Origin of the sequence: Marinobacter sp. ES-1 (assembly GCF_000475255.1) — a bacterium.
Taxonomy (GTDB): domain Bacteria; phylum Pseudomonadota; class Gammaproteobacteria; order Pseudomonadales; family Oleiphilaceae; genus Marinobacter; species Marinobacter vinifirmus.
In genome coordinates this window covers 38,059-53,556 of the sequence record NZ_AXBV01000027.1, presented here as the reverse complement: position 1 = coordinate 53,556, position 15,498 = coordinate 38,059, and the positions used below count along the sequence as shown (strand labels likewise).

The window sequence follows — 15,498 nt, the reverse complement described above, 5'->3', positions numbered from 1 at the left end:
TGTAAAATTTGAGTGTTCAATTGAACCTGAAAGCCTCCGGTAAAGAAAGTACACTTAGGTCTGGAATAACCACGATACAGGGAGAGAGCCCATGCACTCTACGGTTCAGAAGGTGACCAACCGCATCATCGAACGCAGCAGGGCTTCCCGCGCGGATTATCTCGAGAGGATGGCCGGGCTGGCGGCAAAGGACCCCCATCGTGGCACCTTGTCTTGCGGTAACCTGGCCCATGGCTTTGCGGCTTGTAGCCAGGGCGATAAAGACACCCTGAAATTTCTTAACCGGGCCAATGTGGCCATGGTTTCCGCCTACAACGACATGTTGTCTGCCCATCAGCCTTATCAGCGCTTTCCTGACATTATACGCGAAGCGGCCCATGGCATGGGCTCGGTAGCCCAGTTTGCCGGCGGCACTCCCGCCATGTGTGACGGGGTCACCCAGGGCCAGCCGGGAATGGAGCTGAGCCTGTTCTCCCGGGACACCATCGCCATGAGTACGGCAGTGGCACTGAGCCACAACATGTTCGACGCGGTTATGCTACTGGGTATATGTGACAAAATTGTGCCAGGGTTGCTGATTGGTGCCCTGAGTTTCGGCCACCTGCCGGCCATTCTGGTGCCATCCGGCCCCATGCCGTCGGGGCTGCCGAATAAGGAAAAGCAGCGTATTCGCCAGCTCTATGCCGAGGGCAAGATCGGCCGGGATGAATTGCTGGAAGCCGAAAGCCAGTCTTACCACAGCCCGGGCACCTGTACCTTTTACGGCACCGCCAACAGTAACCAGTTACTGGTAGAGGTAATGGGCCTGCACCTGCCCGGTGCGGCTTTCGTAAACCCCGATACGCCCCTGCGGGATGCCCTGACCCGCGCGGCGACCGAGCAGGTCATCAAGTTGTCCCGGCCCCACGGCGGCGAGTTGGGGCTCGGCCATATGGTGGACGAGAAAGCCATTGTGAATGCCCTGGTAGCCCTGCTGGTGACCGGTGGCTCCACCAACCACACCATCCACTGGATCGCCATTGCCCGGGCGGCCGGGATCCTGGTTGACTGGAACGACTACGCCGAGTTGTCGTCGGTGGTGCCCTCCATGACCCGCATTTACCCGAACGGCCAGGAAGACATCAACGCCTTTCACGAAGCCGGTGGCACGCCGTTCCTGATTCGGGAATTACTGGCACAAGGCTACCTGCATAACGACGTCAACACAGTGATCGGTAAGGGGCTGGACGCCTACGCCCGGATGCCGGAGCTGGAAGGGGAAAGCCTTCGCTGGCAGCCGGCGGTTACCAAGAGCCAGCGCCCGGATGTGCTGAGCAGCGCCGCAGAGCCCTTCGCCCCGGATGGCGGATTGAGGGTGCTGGATGGCAATCTCGGGCGCGGAGTGATCAAGGTGTCGGCGGTGGCGCCGGAACACCATCGGGTTGAGGCGCCGGCGGTGGTGTTCAACGACCAGAACGAACTGAAAGCCGCCTTTGAAGCTGGCGACCTGGACCGGGATTGCGTGGTGGTGGTGCGCTTTCAGGGGCCGAAAGCCAACGGCATGCCGGAGTTGCACAAGCTGACCCCTTACCTCGGTGTACTTCAGGATCGAGGCTATCGGGTGGCGCTGGTGACCGATGGCCGGATGTCCGGAGCCTCCGGCAAGGTGCCGGCGGCTATCCATGTTTACCCGGAAGCACTGGCGGGCGGCCCGCTGGCCAGGATTTGTGACGGCGACGTTATTTGCGTGGATGCCGTTAGTGGTGTGCTGTCGGTGCAGCTCGGCGAGGCGGAACTGGCTGACCGCAGCCCGGCCAGTGCAGACCTGGCAGCGAACCATACCGGCTATGGCCGTGAACTGTTCGGCTGGATGCGCCAGGGTGTCTCGAATCCGGAGCAGGGTGCCAGTGTGTTCTGGAGCGCCGGCTGATGACGGAAGCTGTTCCGCACGCCATGGCGCTGGTGGGTGATGTTGGCGGCACCCATGCCCGGTTTGCGCTGGTGGTGCCGGGATCGGTGCAGTTGCAGTCGCTGAAGGTTTTCCGCTGTGCTGATTTCCCGGGGCCCGGGCAGGCCATTGCCGCGTACCTGAAGCATGTAGGGCCGGTGACTGTCCGCGAAGCCTGTGTGGCCGTTGCCGCCCCGGTTACCGGTGACGTTGTCACCCTGACCAACAACCGCTGGCAGTTCGATACCGGGCACCTGGCGCAACGCTTCGGCCTGGACCGGTTCCGGCTGGTGAATGATTACACCGCCATGGCGTTGGGCGTAATGCACGTGCCGGCCAGCCAACGGGTGCCGGTGGGCGGGGGCGGCGCAGACCCGTCGCGCCCGGTACTGGTACTTGGCCCGGGCACGGGCCTGGGCATGTCGGCACTGGTGCCGGCGGGGGATGGCTGGATACCGCTGGCAACCGAAGGGGGCCATGTGGACTTTGCGCCGCTGGATGACCTTGAGTGCGAGATTGCCCGCCGTCTTCGCGCCGCCTATGGCCGGGTTTCTGTGGAACGACTGCTGTGTGGTTCGGGTATCATGAACCTGTATCGAACGCTGGCGGAGATTACCGGCGGTAAGCCGGTACAGGAAACCCCGGAGCAGGTTTCCGCAGCGGCCGTGGCAGCTAATGACGAGCTGGCAGCCCGGGCGCTCAGCCTGTTCTGTGACATTCTGGGCCGGGTAGCCGGCAACAGCGTTCTGACCCTGGGCAGTTACGGCGGTGTCTATCTTTGTGGCGGCATTGTGCCGGCGATTCTCGACTTTTTCATGGCCAGCGGCTTTCGCGCCGCCTTCGAAAACAAGGGCCGGATGCGGCCGTTATTGGAGGCCACGCCGGTTCAGGTGGTGCTGGATGGCAACACCGGGCTGTACGGCGCTGCAGCGGCCCTGACCAATGCCGGGAGGTGACCATGACTCAGACGGCTAATCATCTGGATAGCCTGGACTTTGACCAGCTGGTCCAGCAGGTAAGGGCCTGTACCTTGTGTAAAGATGTCTTGCCGGAAGGGCCGAGGCCGGTTGTCCAGCTGTCCCGGTCGTCCCGAATCCTGGTGGTCGGCCAGGCGCCCGGCCGCAAGGTTCACGAAACCGGAATTCCGTTCAACGATCCCAGCGGTGACCGGCTTCGGCAATGGATGGGCGTGGACAGGGAGCAATTCTACAACGAGGAACAGGTGGCTATTCTGCCCATGGGGTTCTGCTTTCCCGGCACCGGAAAATCCGGCGACCTGCCGCCCCGGCCGGAATGCGCTGAAACCTGGCGCGAGGCCTTGCTGGCGCGGCTGGACAAGGTTGAGCTGACCCTGGTGATCGGCCAGTATGCCCAGGCCTGGCACCTGCCGGACAGCCGCAAATCGGTAACGGATAATGTCAAAGCCTGGCGGGAATACTGGCCGGGGCTATTGCCCATGCCTCACCCGAGCCCGCGCAATATCCGCTGGCTGAAAAGCAATCCCTGGTTCGAGCAGGAGGTGATTCCCCGGCTTCAGGCCCGGATCGGGGAATTACTCTGACCCGGCGGCGGTGAACAGGCTCTGGTGCCGGGTTGCCGCCCGATGGATGTAGCTGTCCAGCTGCTCCCGTTGCTGCTCCGTGATATAGAGCCCCTGCTTGGTACGCCGCCAGAGCACATCTTCCGCGCTCAGTGCCCACTCGTGGGCAATCAGGTAGTCCACTTCACGCTGGTACAGGGTGGCGGTGTAGGCGTGGCCAAGATCCTCTGTGCCGGTACAGCCTTTGAGGATGTGGTGGCTGTCGGTGCCATAGCTGCGCACAAACCGGCGGATAATGGCGCGGTCCAGCCAGGGGTAGTGCAGTTGCAGCTCTTCTGCGAGCTGTTGCTGGCTGGCAAAGTCGGCCCCCGGTAACAGGGCGTTCCGGGTCCAGGATTTGCCCGCTCCGGGGAAGTAATCGCATACGGCATCGGTGACCGCCTCGGCCAGCTTCCGGAAGGTGGTGATCTTGCCTCCGAACACGGAAATCAACGGCGCCTGGTGATCCTGGTCGTCGACCTCGTAGGAGTAATCGCGGGAAGCGCTCTGGGCATTGCCGCCTTCATCGTCCATCAGCGGCCGGACCCCGGAGTAACTCCATACCACATCGCCGGGTGTCAGTTGCCGGCGGAAATACTGGTTCACCACGTCCAGCAGGTAGCGGGTTTCCTCTTCGGAAATTCGTGCTTCAGACGGGTTGCCCTCGTAGTCCACATCGGTGGTGCCGATCAGGGAGAACTCATCTTCGTAGGGGATGACGAACACAATGCGCTCGTCGGCATTCTGGAGAATGTAGGCTTCGGTATCCTGGTTAAGGCGGGGCACCACAATGTGGCTGCCCTTGACCATGCGGATCTGTTTGGGCGCAGCCATGCCCAGGCTTTCACCGAACAGACGGCTGACCCAGGGCCCGGTGGCATTCACTACCACCTTGGCGCTGAGGGTTCGTGTGTGCCCGGTGAGGGTATCTTCGAGTACCGCCTGCCAGCCAGAGCCCTTGCGTTCGGCCCGGACGCACCGGGTGCGGGGCAGGATACTGGCGCCTTTTTGCTGGGCCTTGCGAGCTGAGAGTACCACCAGCCTTGCGTCGTCTACCCAGCCATCGGAGTATTCAAAGCCCCGGGTGATGTCCGGTTTCAGGGGGGATTCTTTGCCGAAGTTGATGGCCCGGGAGCCGGCCAGCAATTCACGCTTGGCGAGGTGGTCGTACAGAAACAGGCCCGTGCGGATCATCCAGGCCGGTCTCAGGTGGGGCTGGTGGGGTAAGCGAAAACGCATCGGCCACATGATGTGGGGAGCGTTGCCCAGCAGGGCCTCCCGTTCCGCCAGTGCTTCACGCACCAGCCTGAACTCGTAATGCTCCAGATAACGCAGGCCGCCGTGGATCAGCTTGCTGCTGCTGGACGACGTCGCCGAGGCCAGGTCGTTCATCTCACACAAGACAACCCTTAGCCCGCGGCCGGCGGCGTCCATGGCAATGCCTGTGCCGTTTACGCCGCCACCGATAACAAGTAAGTCGCAGTGGTCCGGAAATCCGCCGAGCGGTGATGTTTCTGTGCTGGTTTTTGGTGCTTTCCGAACCACTGTCTGCTCACTCCTTGTGTCAGAGCCGGACTGGCTTGCCGGCCTCGCGGCGGCGCTCCTCCCACTCTTCCTGGGTTTGTGCGGCCTGTTCTCCGGCCATGGAACCGATGATCTCGAAATAATCCGAGGCAAATTCATCGGCCATCACCTGGTCACGGGGTTTTACCTTCACCACGTAAACGCTTTGTACGTTCTGGTGATCAAACTCGCGCCAGTACTGCTCGTCTTTCAGGAAACTGTAGCGGTGGCCTTCCAGTGCCCGGATCACATCGGCAGTATTCGTGGTGCCGGCACGCTCAACCGCTTCCTTGTACTGGTACACAATACTGTAGGCCGAGGCCGCAGAGGAAGAGGGACGCATTTCATAGCGGGCAGAGAAGGCTTCAACAAACTCCTTGCCGCGGGGGTAGTTGTTCTCGTACGGCAGGGTCCATGCCCAGGGTGCGCCGCCAATCACACCTTCCATCATCGCCGGGCCCACCTGCCGGGCCATGCCCAGGGTCAGGTTGGGAACCACCACCTGCATGCGCTTGGTCAGACCCATTTCATAGGCCACCTGCAGCGCGCGCACCATGTCGTCGCCAAACAGTACCATCATCAGCACCTTGGCGTCAGATTCGGCAGCCTGTTCCAGGGCCTTGCGGAAATCGGTAATCAGTGCCCGGGGAAACGGGGTTTTGACGCCCGGGTGGCGTTCGGTGTCCTGGGTATTGGAAAACTGGCGAACGGACTCTTCCACTGACCAGCCCCAGGTGTAGTCCGAGGTGATGTAGAAGTAATCGTCGTTTGCGTGGTTCTGGTTCAGGTAGTCGCCCAGTGCCTTGGCGGTCATCCAGGCATTGTATGGCTCCCGGAACATGAACCGGTGGCCTTCACTGCCGGTGGTGGCGTTGGAATAGGTGAGGGTGCCGAAGTAAATGCGGTTCCTGTCGCGGGCGGCCTTGCCGGAGGCGATGGCAACGGCGCTGGATACACCGCCAAACACCATCTGAACACCTTCCTGGTCAATCATTTCGGCGGTGTTGCGGGCGCCTTTTTCCGGCTCGCCGCGGGTGTTGCGGATGACCAGTTCCAGTGGTTGCCCCAGCACACCGCCGGCCTGGTTGATTTCCTCAACCGCAAGGTAGGCAGCCAGGCGTTGTTGCAGGCCCTGGTTTTTGTAGCGTCCCGTTTCCGGGTAGTTAAGACCGATCTTGAGAGATTCGGCGGAAACAGTGGCGCTGCCGAGCAAAAGCAGACATGCCGAGAGCAGGAAAGTCCTGAAAGTCATTGCAGATTGGCCTCCGGTTTAGGGTTCGCACAGCCTATTCTTGTTTTATGTCAGGCTGAAGTAATAGCGTAGTTTCTGCCCGGGGCTTTGAGGCAACAATGGGACTAAAGTGTAAAACGCCCGCTAATTCGCGGGCGCTTGATTTACGTCAGTTTCAGAAGGTGTTGATCTGGTTGTTTATTGTCCGGCTTCAGCAGCTTTTACTTTCACGTAACTGCCAGGGGCATCTTCAATGACCTCGAGTTTTCCTTCGCCGGGCTGTCGGGCTGGCACCTGGTCGCCTTCGTGGCCGGCAATCCATTCCCGCCAGTACGGCCACCAGGAGCCCGGATGCTGCTCTGCGCCGGAGAACCAGGCGTCCGGATCTTCCGGCAGGGTGTTGTTGGTCCAGAAGCCATACTTTTCTTTGTAGGGCGGGTTGATCACACCGGCAATGTGGCCGGAACCGGACAGGACAAAGCGGACATCGCCGCCGTAAGCGTGTGCCCCGTGGTAAGTGGTTTTCCACTTGGCGATGTGGTCCTGTCGCGCAGACAGGAAGAACGATGGCACCCGGATTTCCGACAGGTTGATGGTTTCGCCGTTCATGGTCAGGGCATCTGGCTGCACCAGCCGGTTATGCAGGTACATTTCCCGCAGGTAGTAACTGTGCATTCTGTACGGCAGGTTGGTGCCGTCGGTGTTCCAGTACAGCAGGTCAAAGGCGGCGGGTTTCAGGCCTTTGAGGTAGTTGTTGGTCCAGTACGACCAGAACAGGTCGTTCTCGCGCAGCAGGTTAAACGTGAAGGCCATGGCCCGGCCATCCATGTAGCCCTTGCGCTCCATGGCCCGCTCGATGCCACGGATGGAGTGATCGTTTATGAATACGCCGATGCTGCCGGGATCCGAGAAGTCCAGCAGGGTGGTCAGATAGGTGGTGCTGATGATCGGGTTGCGGTTCTTCTTCTCCAGCCAGGCCATGGTAGAGCCCAGCAGGGTGCCGCCAATGCAGTAGCCGATGGCGTTCATCTGCTCTTCGCCGGTGGCCTCTGTTACCGCATCGATCGCCGCGAGGGGGCCGAGCTTCATGTAATCATCCCAGCCGGTCTCTTTCTGGGCCGGGCCCGGGTTACGCCAGGACACCACGAACACCGTCTGGCCCTGGCTCACGAGCCAGCGGATAAACGAGTTGCGCTCGGTCAGATCGAGTATGTAGAACTTGTTGATCCAGGGCGGGATGATCAGCAGCGGCTGCTGCGCTACCGTCTTGGTGGTGGGTGTGTACTGGATCAGCTGTATCAGTTCGTTCTGGTACACCACCTTGCCCGGTGTGGTGGCCAGGTTGCCGCCGACTTCAAAGGCCGAACGGTCGGTCATGCCGACATTGAACAGGCCGGGGTTCTGGCGCAGGTCTTCCGCCAGGTTGCGGGCGCCATCCACCAGGTTCATCCCCTTGCGTTCCCAGGTAATGCGCAGCACTTCCGGGTTGGTCAGGGGATAGTTGGAGGGCGACAGGGCGCTGGTCAGTTGCCGGGCATAGAACATCATCTGGTCCCGGGCGGGGCCGGGCAGGCCCTCCATGTTTTCTACCCAGTTCAGGAACGCGCCGGAATTGATCAGGTATACCTGCTGAAGCACATCGAAAGGCACATGCTTGCGCCAGTCGTCAGCCAGGAAACGACGATCGTCGGATTCCGGAACGGCTACCGGCTCGGGCTGTTTGCCGGTCAGCCGGCTGAAAGTGTAACGGGCGAGGCCCAGATGCCTTTTGCCCAGCTCGATCTCGGCGCTGGCAAAGCGAAGCGGATGCAGCAGCAAGTCTTCGGCCATGGCACGATAGGCGTCTGACATTTCACTGAGGGTGGACAGCTTGGCGTGGTCTACCATGCCGGTGTCGCCCAGCCATTGTTCCAGTTGCTGCTGGCCCTGACGCACGTTGTCGTCAAAGGCTTTCATCATCTGCTTTGCGGTTTTACTGATGTAGTCCATACCCAGCATCGGGGTTCTCCTTGCCTCGGATACAAAAAGGCCGGAGCGTCGCACACGTTCCGGCCCGGCCGGTCATTCAGGGTGTCAGGCAGCGGTTTTGCCGTTGCTGCCTTTACCGGTGGCCGGTGTTTTTTCCGCTGTGTTATCAGCCGGTTTTGCCTCGAACACCTGCTGCAGTTGCTCGCGGGTTTCGTTGGCGTAGTCCTGCCAGGCCTTCCAGTCTGCAGATACCTGCTCGCTGATGGTTTTCAGGGTTTCGGCCTGGTCTGTGGTCAGGGTTTTCAGGCTTTCGAGGTCGCGTACCTCGGCCATCTTCCGGGCCTGTTCCATGGCAACATCGGCATACCGGCGGAACGCTTCCATCTGCATTTCTGCAGCTTTGCCGAACTGGTTGAACAGGGTTTCATTGAGGCGGTTGGCTTTTTCGAACAGCTCATTGTTCATGGGGTACAACTCCTTTGTAGTTGGAATGACTGGAATCCTCAGTCTAACTTTAGATGCGTGACATCATTTTGACAGGCATCAAACGCCGTTCCGGCATATTCTTTAGTCTGGAATTTGTAACCTTACAGTGGAGAAAACCATGAGCAGTCGCAAATCCGAACTGGAAACCCTGAAAGCGGAACTACAGGCCCGCCTGACCCGGTATGAAGCGCACCAGCACCGTGAAGCGGGTGCATTGGATAAGGATTTTGAAGAGCAGGCCACGCAAACCCAGAACGACGAAGTGGTCGATTCACTGGAAGTGGAAACCCGCGCCGAACTGGTACAGATTGCCCATGCACTGGAGCGGATCGACAGCGGAGCAGGGGACGAATGCGAAAAATGCGGTGAGCAGATCGATCCGCGCCGGCTTCAGGTGTTGCCTTATACCACCGTTTGTGTAAATTGCGCCGACAACTGAATTCCGTCAAACACTGAGTGGTAAAGATGACACAGAACCCCGCTGGATCAGAACCGAAGCAAGGATTGCCCAAAAGCCAGGTCATTGGTTTGTTTCTTGGCGCCGCTTTCCTGCTGGTTACCCTGCTGGTGCCGGCGCCGGAGACGATGGGTCCGAAGGCCTGGGCCGCCCTGGGCATGATGCTGATGATGGCCACCTGGTGGTCTACCGAAGCCATTCCCATTCCGGCTACCTCCCTGTTGCCGATTGTGCTGATACCGGCGCTGGGGTTGGGAAGTATCAGCCAGGCCACATCGCCCTACGCTAATCCGATCATCTTCCTGTTCCTGGGCGGGTTCACCCTCGGCCTGGCCATGCAGAGGTGGAACCTGCACCGGCGGATTGCGCTGCTGACCTTGCGGGCGATGGGGGATAAGCCGAAACGGCAGATTGCCGGGTTCATGCTGGCGACGGCCTTCCTGAGCATGTGGGTGAGCAACACTGCCACGGCAATCATGATGCTGCCGATCGGCTTGTCGGTCATCGGCATGATGGATGACAGCAATCCGGACGGGGTTCGCCGTTATGCCACGGCCTTGCTGCTGGCCATCGCCTATTCCGCCAGCGTGGGTGGTATTGCCACCCTGATTGGCACGCCGCCCAATGCCTTGCTGGCGGCTTACCTGAGCGAAAACCAGGGTATTTCCGTAGGCTTTGCCCAATGGATGCTACTCGGTGTGCCTGTGACGGTGGTGATGCTGACATTGACCTGGTGGTGGCTGACCCGCAAGGACTTCGGCATTGAAGGCGCCCAGGAAAGCGGCCAGATGATTCGGGACGAACTGGCCGCGCTCGGCCCCATGAGCAAGGGTGAAAAGCTGGTTGCACTGGTGTTTGTGGTGACGGCGTCGCTGTGGATTTTCCGGCCTTTGCTCTCTGGCAGCATTGCGCCCTGGCTGAGTGACACCGGTATTGCCATTGCTGCAGCGATTGCCATGTTCCTGATTCCGGTAAGCACCCGGGACAGGAGCTTCGTGCTGGACTGGGATTCGGCTAACCGCCTGCCCTGGGGCGTGCTGCTGCTGTTTGGTGGCGGCCTGGCCATGGCGGGCGTGATCAGCAGTTCCGGACTGGCCGAGTGGATTGCCGAGAGCATGGGCGTGGCCGGCACCTTGCCGGTACTGGTGATGATGATCCTGGTGGCTGGGGTGATTATCTTCCTCACCGAGGTGACCAGTAACACCGCTACAGCGGCGGCGTTCCTGCCGCTGCTGGGTGCCCTGGCGATGTCGCAGGACGTCTCTCCGCTGCTGTTGACGGTGCCGGCTGCCATTGCCGCCAGCTGTGCCTTCATGATGCCGGTGGCCACGCCGCCGAACGCCATCGTGTTCTCCAGTGGCCACATGAAGATTTCCGATATGATCAGGGCCGGTTTTGCGCTCAATATCATGGGTATTGTGGTGGTAACCCTGATTACCTACGCGCTGTTGGGAACCGCTTTCTCCCTGTGATTGAGGGCCGGACGCTGTCCGGCCTTTCCCTCCCTTGAACCAGTTCTCAGTACTGTCGCTGCTGGCCCCGCCTGCAGCTACAGATTTGAGGCACAGTTATCTTTAAGCCCGATTCGATTTCGGTATCTTACGGTTACAACATGTAACGCCGACGTTGCACATCCAAGAAAGTTGCACATCCAATAAAAACAGGAACTTTGCAAAATGCTGCTGGTGCTGGCCGGATCCCTTCTCACATTCGCCATGGTGCAGGAAGCCACCGAGGTAGAGCCGTTCGAGCCGGGCACCATCGTGCTGGAGCACAAGGTGGATGCGAGCCCGGTTGAGCAACGCTCTGATGTGCGGGTGGAGCCCCTGGTCGAGCAGAAGTTCCGGAACATCGTGCGCCAGGCCTACGACTACAGCTGTGGCAGTGCGGCACTGACCACGGTCCTCAATTTCTATCTTGGCCGGACCCTCTCTGAACGGCAGGTGATGGAAGGGCTGCTGCATTACGGTGAGAGCGATCGCATCGTCCAGCGCCGGGCCTTTTCCATGCTCGATATGAAGCGCCTGGTGACGGCTTTGGGTTATCCCTCTGGCGGCTTCAAGGCCGAGATTGACGACCTGATGGAGCTGGATCACCCGGCTATCGTGCCCATCGACCACGCCGGCTTCAAACACTTCGTAGTGCTCCGGACCATCCGGGATGACCGGGTTTACCTGGCCGATCCCGCCGTCGGCAATATTTCCTTTACCGTGGCCCAGTTCCAGGAGAAGTGGGACGACAACGTGCTGTTCATCGTCTTCCCGGGCAGCGACAAGCCGCTGGACAACCTCGAACTGAAAGAGGAAGACCTGCGCTTTGTAGACGACCAGACCATGACACTGCTGGCTATCCAACAGATGCCGGCGTTCGCCGAATCCACAGAAAGACGCGTCCAGAACTTGCTGGAACGCCAGAAGAACAATCCTGACGGTAGCGTTGAGAATACCCGTAAGCAGCTTTACTACCGTCGAAACTAATTTTCCGGGCGGTTTTCCCCGGATCAGGAATAAAACCAATAAAAGTAGGGAGTCAGGATGAATCGTTGGTTAGTGCGAGGTTTTATCCTTGTTTCCGCGGCCGGTGTGCTTCCGGGCATGGCGATGGCCCAGGACGGAAATGTTGACCAGGCGCGGGAAGCCCTGTCACGCCAGGAAGGTGATGAAGATTCCACCAAGCAGCTCGAGGAAGTGTTCCAGGCTGCCGAGAAGAACTATTCGTTGCAGAAGAAGGGATCTCACTCCCTGAACTATTCCTTCGACTATTCCTACACCGGGGATCAGCGCCTGGACCTGGCCATTACCAATGGTTCGGTGCGCAACCTGGATGTGGTGCCGTCAGCGACCCATAACTTCACCAATGCCTTTCCTACGACTACGGCTTGCTGGACAACCTTACGGTTGGTACCCGGGTACCGCTGGTGGTCAAGTACGATACCGAGGACGAGCTGAATGTCTACGACTTCGGCGACATCTCCTTTACGGCACGCTGGCAGCCCTTTGCCTACGTACCCGGCAAGGCTTCGGCTACCTTCTTTGGCACCCTGAACAGCAAGACCGGTGTCAGCCCCTACGAGATCGACATCAAGGAACAGCTGTCCACCGGTAGCGGTTATTACTCCGTTGGTGGCGGCCTGAGTATGTCCAAGGTGCTGGACCCGGTGGTGGTGTTCGGTTCGCTCAGTGCAACCTATAACCTGACCGAAGACGGCCTGGAACAGGTTCGTGGTGCCCGCCTGCTAGAGAAGGTGGAGCCCGGCTTTGGTCTCTCCGGCTCCGCGGGCTTTGCCTATTCACTGTCTTATGACATTTCCCTGAGTATCTCGGCCCAGGTCAGCTACAGCGACCAGACCGTTCTGACTTTCTCTAACGGCGACCAGGCCGTAGCCCAGGACCAGATGACGGGCTTCCTGAGCATGTCGCTGGGTACCCGGGTCAGTGATATGACCATCGTAAACACCAGTCTGGGGATTGGCCTGACCGAAGATGCCCCGGATTTCTCCCTGGGTATATCCCTGCCCATTAATTTCTCCGGCCTCAAAGAGTGATTGGAGCTGCAGACGTTTCACGGGAAGGGAAGATTTTCATGGGACAACCTAGTCAAAAGCGACGCATTCTGGGAGCGCTGATCGCGGCAAGCCTGTCCTGCGGTGCCCAGGCGCAGATGACCCAGAACCTGACGCTGCACCCCAAGGCACTGGCACTGGGGAACGCGGTAACCGCCGATCCCCCGGGTTTGATGGCCATTCATTACAACCCGGCAGGCCTCACCAAGCTGGATGGTCGCCAGCTTGAAGTCAACGTGCTGAGTATCTACCTGGATATTGATGCCGACTTCATCGCGGATGAAGACTACGAGATTTTCGGTATCAAAGGCCTGGAAACAGACCCCCTGACCGGCAAGCAGCGGGACCCGGTGGCCAATACTCACAGCCACACCAATAACGTCGCCCTGTACGTTCCCGGCTATGGCATTCTGCGGCTGCCGCCGGGGCCGGCGGTAGCGCCCTCTGCTGGTATCAGTATCAAGCCACCCGGCTCAAAGCTGACCTTTGCCAACGCGTTCTATATGCCGATGGCCGCCGGTTTTTACCGGGAGAAAGACGATCCCGGCCGTTACCAGCCCCAGGCTGCAACGCTTCAGCGGACAACCTATCTTTCCCCCACGGTTGGCTATGAGATAAACGATGAATGGTCGGTGGGTGCCGGTATTCACCTGTCCCATTTCGGGTTTGCGGCAGACCAGTACATGCGGGCACCGAACATGCTGATTGGTGTGGCAGAGGTTCTGCAGGACGCTTTCAACTGTGAAAGCGGTGACGAACCCCTGCAACCCTGGCTGGCTCTGTGTGGCGGTAACGTGGGCCCCTGGGACGATATCGGCGCGATGAACCTGAACTTGCAGGAAACCATCTCGCCCACCTACGCCCTGGGTGTCATGTGGGAGCCCACGGACTGGTTCCGCTGGGGTGCCAGCTACACCTCCGAAGCGGACATGAACCTGAAAGGCCAGTTCGAGATCCAGTACACCGATGACTGGACCGGGTTCTGGCAAAGCGTTAACGGTTCAGTATTGGGGGCTATAACCTCGGCTATTCTGAGCCTGCCTTCCGGTGCCCCCCGGGAGGCCGGGAACGTCAGTATGGACCTGGTGTATCCGCAGCATTTCCAGACCGGGATCAGCGTGGATGTGCACCCGATGCTGACCCTGAACGCCGACATCGGCTGGACCGACTTTGCCCAGTGGGACGCCTTCGAGTTCAAGTTCGACCGCAAGCTGGAGTTCCTGAACGCCGCCCGGATTCTGTCGCCGGACAACGCCACGCCAGACAGCCTGCGCCTGCCGCTGGGCTTCAAGAGCCAGTGGAACTGGGCCTTTGGCGCGGAGCTGCATGTGTCGTCCCGACTGGACCTGCGGGCGGGTGTCGAGATCCGGGATTCGGTAATTCCGGACGATCAGCGTTCCATCATGGCGCCGTTCGGCGGAGCCAATCTGTACAGCGTAGGGCTGGGGTATCGCTGGGACAAAGACACGGAAATCGACCTGAACCTGTCTTACCTGCAGTCTATCGAGACTATTCCGGCAGACAGCAGCTGTAACGTAAACTGTGACAACATCACCAATATCATTTACAACCCCTATGCGGATCTGGAGATCAAGACTTCGCTGCGGGTTGTGATGGCGGGGCTGAGTTTCCGTACCAAATTCTGATGCAGTCCGGGGAGTAGTTTGTCATGGTTCTGATGCGATCCGTCCGGTTGGCAGGCTGTGTTCTGGCAGTGGCCCTGTCGGCGGGCTGCCAGTTGGGCGGAACCCCCATCGAGCAGCGGGACGGTTACTTCACCTGGGTAGACGAACAGGGCCAGGTACGTTACTCCCGCATTCCCGAAGCAGAATCAGAATCCGAAAGCCCGGAAAGAGAAGACGTTGCCGAGACTGCGGGCTTACCTCCCAAGAGGGCACTGGGCGAGCCCGATGCTGCCAGCAAGCTTGAGGATGCCGGCGACTACACCACCGAAAACTACCCGGATGGCGAAGAGCTGGCCCGGGACGGTTTTATCCGGCCGGGGCAGCGGCAGCCCTATTACACCTGGCGAGATGCCAACGGCATTGTCCGGGTCAGCTATTACAAGCCGGATACCCGCACCGAGCGGGAACGTAACCCGGACATGGCGCCACTGAACCTGACCCCCGCCAGCGTTTACCTGCCCCGGCAGGAATCCGGAGAGGCCGAGCCCGTAGCCGGCCATGATCCGGATGCCTTTGCCGTCCTCGGCATCGAGCGTGAACCGGAGAACGTGTTGACCACCTTTGCCGGTAACTGCTGTGAAGCGTTATCCAACAAGGAGTTCCAGCACTGGCAGGAGGGAAGGGAGTTCGGCGTTCGTATCACCGAAGATTCCCCGGTTTATGATTTCAGCAGTGGCGAGTCCGCCTTCCAGCTGGTGGCCTTGCCCTCCGGTGAGTTTACCCATGGCTTTGTAACGCGACTGCGCTCCTACGCCCACAAGGGCGTGTTCGTGCCCACACTGGCGTTTCTGGATCGGGATTTTCGCCCGGTTCGCCTGATTACCGACCTGGTGATGGATTATTACCCGGAAACCTGGCGTAAGCGGGGCTACCTGGAAGCCTGGGTGCCGGTATTCCCGGGGCAGGGTGAGCGTTGGTTATTGGTGCTCACCCGTAGCGAAGACCTGCGCGCGCAAACCGTGTATGACGCCGATCACGGCCCCGTGGCGATTCCCCATGTGCCATACGGTGAACTCGGCTTGACCACCTTCGAAGAGTAA

At 59.8% G+C, this 15,498-nt stretch carries 14 protein-coding genes; 10 read left to right on the top strand and 4 right to left on the bottom strand.

Annotated elements, in window-relative coordinates; genetic code table 11:
• Positions 1–91 precede the first annotated feature (91 nt).
• From edd to Q668_RS02585, 3 genes are read left to right on the top strand one after another with little or no spacing between them, the layout of a single operon-like run.
• The gene (edd, locus tag Q668_RS02595) at positions 92–1,909 is read left to right on the top strand and encodes a phosphogluconate dehydratase (RefSeq protein WP_022988039.1); all 1,818 of its coding nucleotides are present in this window, start codon (positions 92–94) and stop codon (positions 1,907–1,909) included.
• Entirely contained in the window at positions 1,909–2,883 is a 975-nt protein-coding gene (gene glk / locus Q668_RS02590) for a glucokinase (protein ID WP_022988038.1), read from the top strand. The genes edd and glk overlap by 1 nt, the downstream gene beginning before the upstream one ends.
• A 2-nt stretch (positions 2,884–2,885) precedes the next feature.
• The gene (locus Q668_RS02585) at positions 2,886–3,488 is read left to right on the top strand and encodes a uracil-DNA glycosylase family protein (RefSeq protein ID WP_022988037.1); all 603 of its coding nucleotides are present in this window, start codon (positions 2,886–2,888) and stop codon (positions 3,486–3,488) included.
• Here the strand turns inward: Q668_RS02585 and glpD are convergent.
• The 4 genes from glpD to Q668_RS02565 all read right to left on the bottom strand — a co-directional run bounded on the left by glpD (position 3,480) and on the right by Q668_RS02565 (position 8,733).
• A complete protein-coding gene (glpD, locus tag Q668_RS02580) occupies positions 3,480–5,051 on the bottom strand; it encodes a glycerol-3-phosphate dehydrogenase (protein WP_022988036.1) in 1,572 nt (523 codons plus the stop codon). The genes Q668_RS02585 and glpD overlap by 9 nt on opposite strands.
• A 19-nt stretch (positions 5,052–5,070) precedes the next feature.
• Complete coding sequence (locus Q668_RS02575) at positions 5,071–6,321, bottom strand: ABC transporter substrate-binding protein (protein WP_036218977.1); 1,251 nt, start codon at positions 6,319–6,321, stop codon at positions 5,071–5,073.
• Between the two features lie 177 nt (positions 6,322–6,498).
• Positions 6,499–8,298, bottom strand: coding sequence for a PHA/PHB synthase family protein (locus tag Q668_RS02570; RefSeq protein WP_022988034.1), 1,800 nt, complete (start codon positions 8,296–8,298; stop codon positions 6,499–6,501).
• 75 nt (positions 8,299–8,373) lie between these two features.
• Entirely contained in the window at positions 8,374–8,733 is a 360-nt protein-coding gene (locus tag Q668_RS02565; protein WP_022988033.1) for a phasin family protein, read from the bottom strand.
• 139 nt (positions 8,734–8,872) lie between these two features.
• On the opposite strand from Q668_RS02565, the gene Q668_RS02560 reads away from it, so the two are divergent.
• The 7 genes from Q668_RS02560 to Q668_RS02535 all read left to right on the top strand — a co-directional run bounded on the left by Q668_RS02560 (position 8,873) and on the right by Q668_RS02535 (position 15,498).
• Positions 8,873–9,193, top strand: a complete 321-nt coding sequence (locus Q668_RS02560; RefSeq protein ID WP_036219003.1) for a TraR/DksA family transcriptional regulator — start codon at positions 8,873–8,875, stop codon at positions 9,191–9,193.
• 26 nt (positions 9,194–9,219) lie between these two features.
• Positions 9,220–10,683: an SLC13 family permease gene (locus Q668_RS02555; RefSeq protein ID WP_052009658.1), complete on the top strand. Its 1,464-nt coding sequence runs from the start codon at positions 9,220–9,222 to the stop codon at positions 10,681–10,683.
• 204 nt (positions 10,684–10,887) lie between these two features.
• Entirely contained in the window at positions 10,888–11,688 is an 801-nt protein-coding gene (locus tag Q668_RS02550) for a C39 family peptidase (RefSeq protein WP_022988030.1), read from the top strand.
• A gap of 57 nt (positions 11,689–11,745) precedes the next feature.
• Positions 11,746–12,159, top strand: coding sequence for a hypothetical protein (locus Q668_RS17400; protein ID WP_022988029.1), 414 nt, complete (start codon positions 11,746–11,748; stop codon positions 12,157–12,159).
• Complete coding sequence (locus tag Q668_RS02545; RefSeq protein WP_227498259.1) at positions 12,090–12,755, top strand: transporter; 666 nt, start codon at positions 12,090–12,092, stop codon at positions 12,753–12,755. The genes Q668_RS17400 and Q668_RS02545 overlap by 70 nt, the downstream gene beginning before the upstream one ends.
• A gap of 38 nt (positions 12,756–12,793) precedes the next feature.
• Positions 12,794–14,419, top strand: coding sequence for an OmpP1/FadL family transporter (locus Q668_RS02540; protein ID WP_036218974.1), 1,626 nt, complete (start codon positions 12,794–12,796; stop codon positions 14,417–14,419).
• 23 nt (positions 14,420–14,442) lie between these two features.
• Positions 14,443–15,498, top strand: coding sequence for a MalM family protein (locus Q668_RS02535; RefSeq protein ID WP_022988026.1), 1,056 nt, complete (start codon positions 14,443–14,445; stop codon positions 15,496–15,498).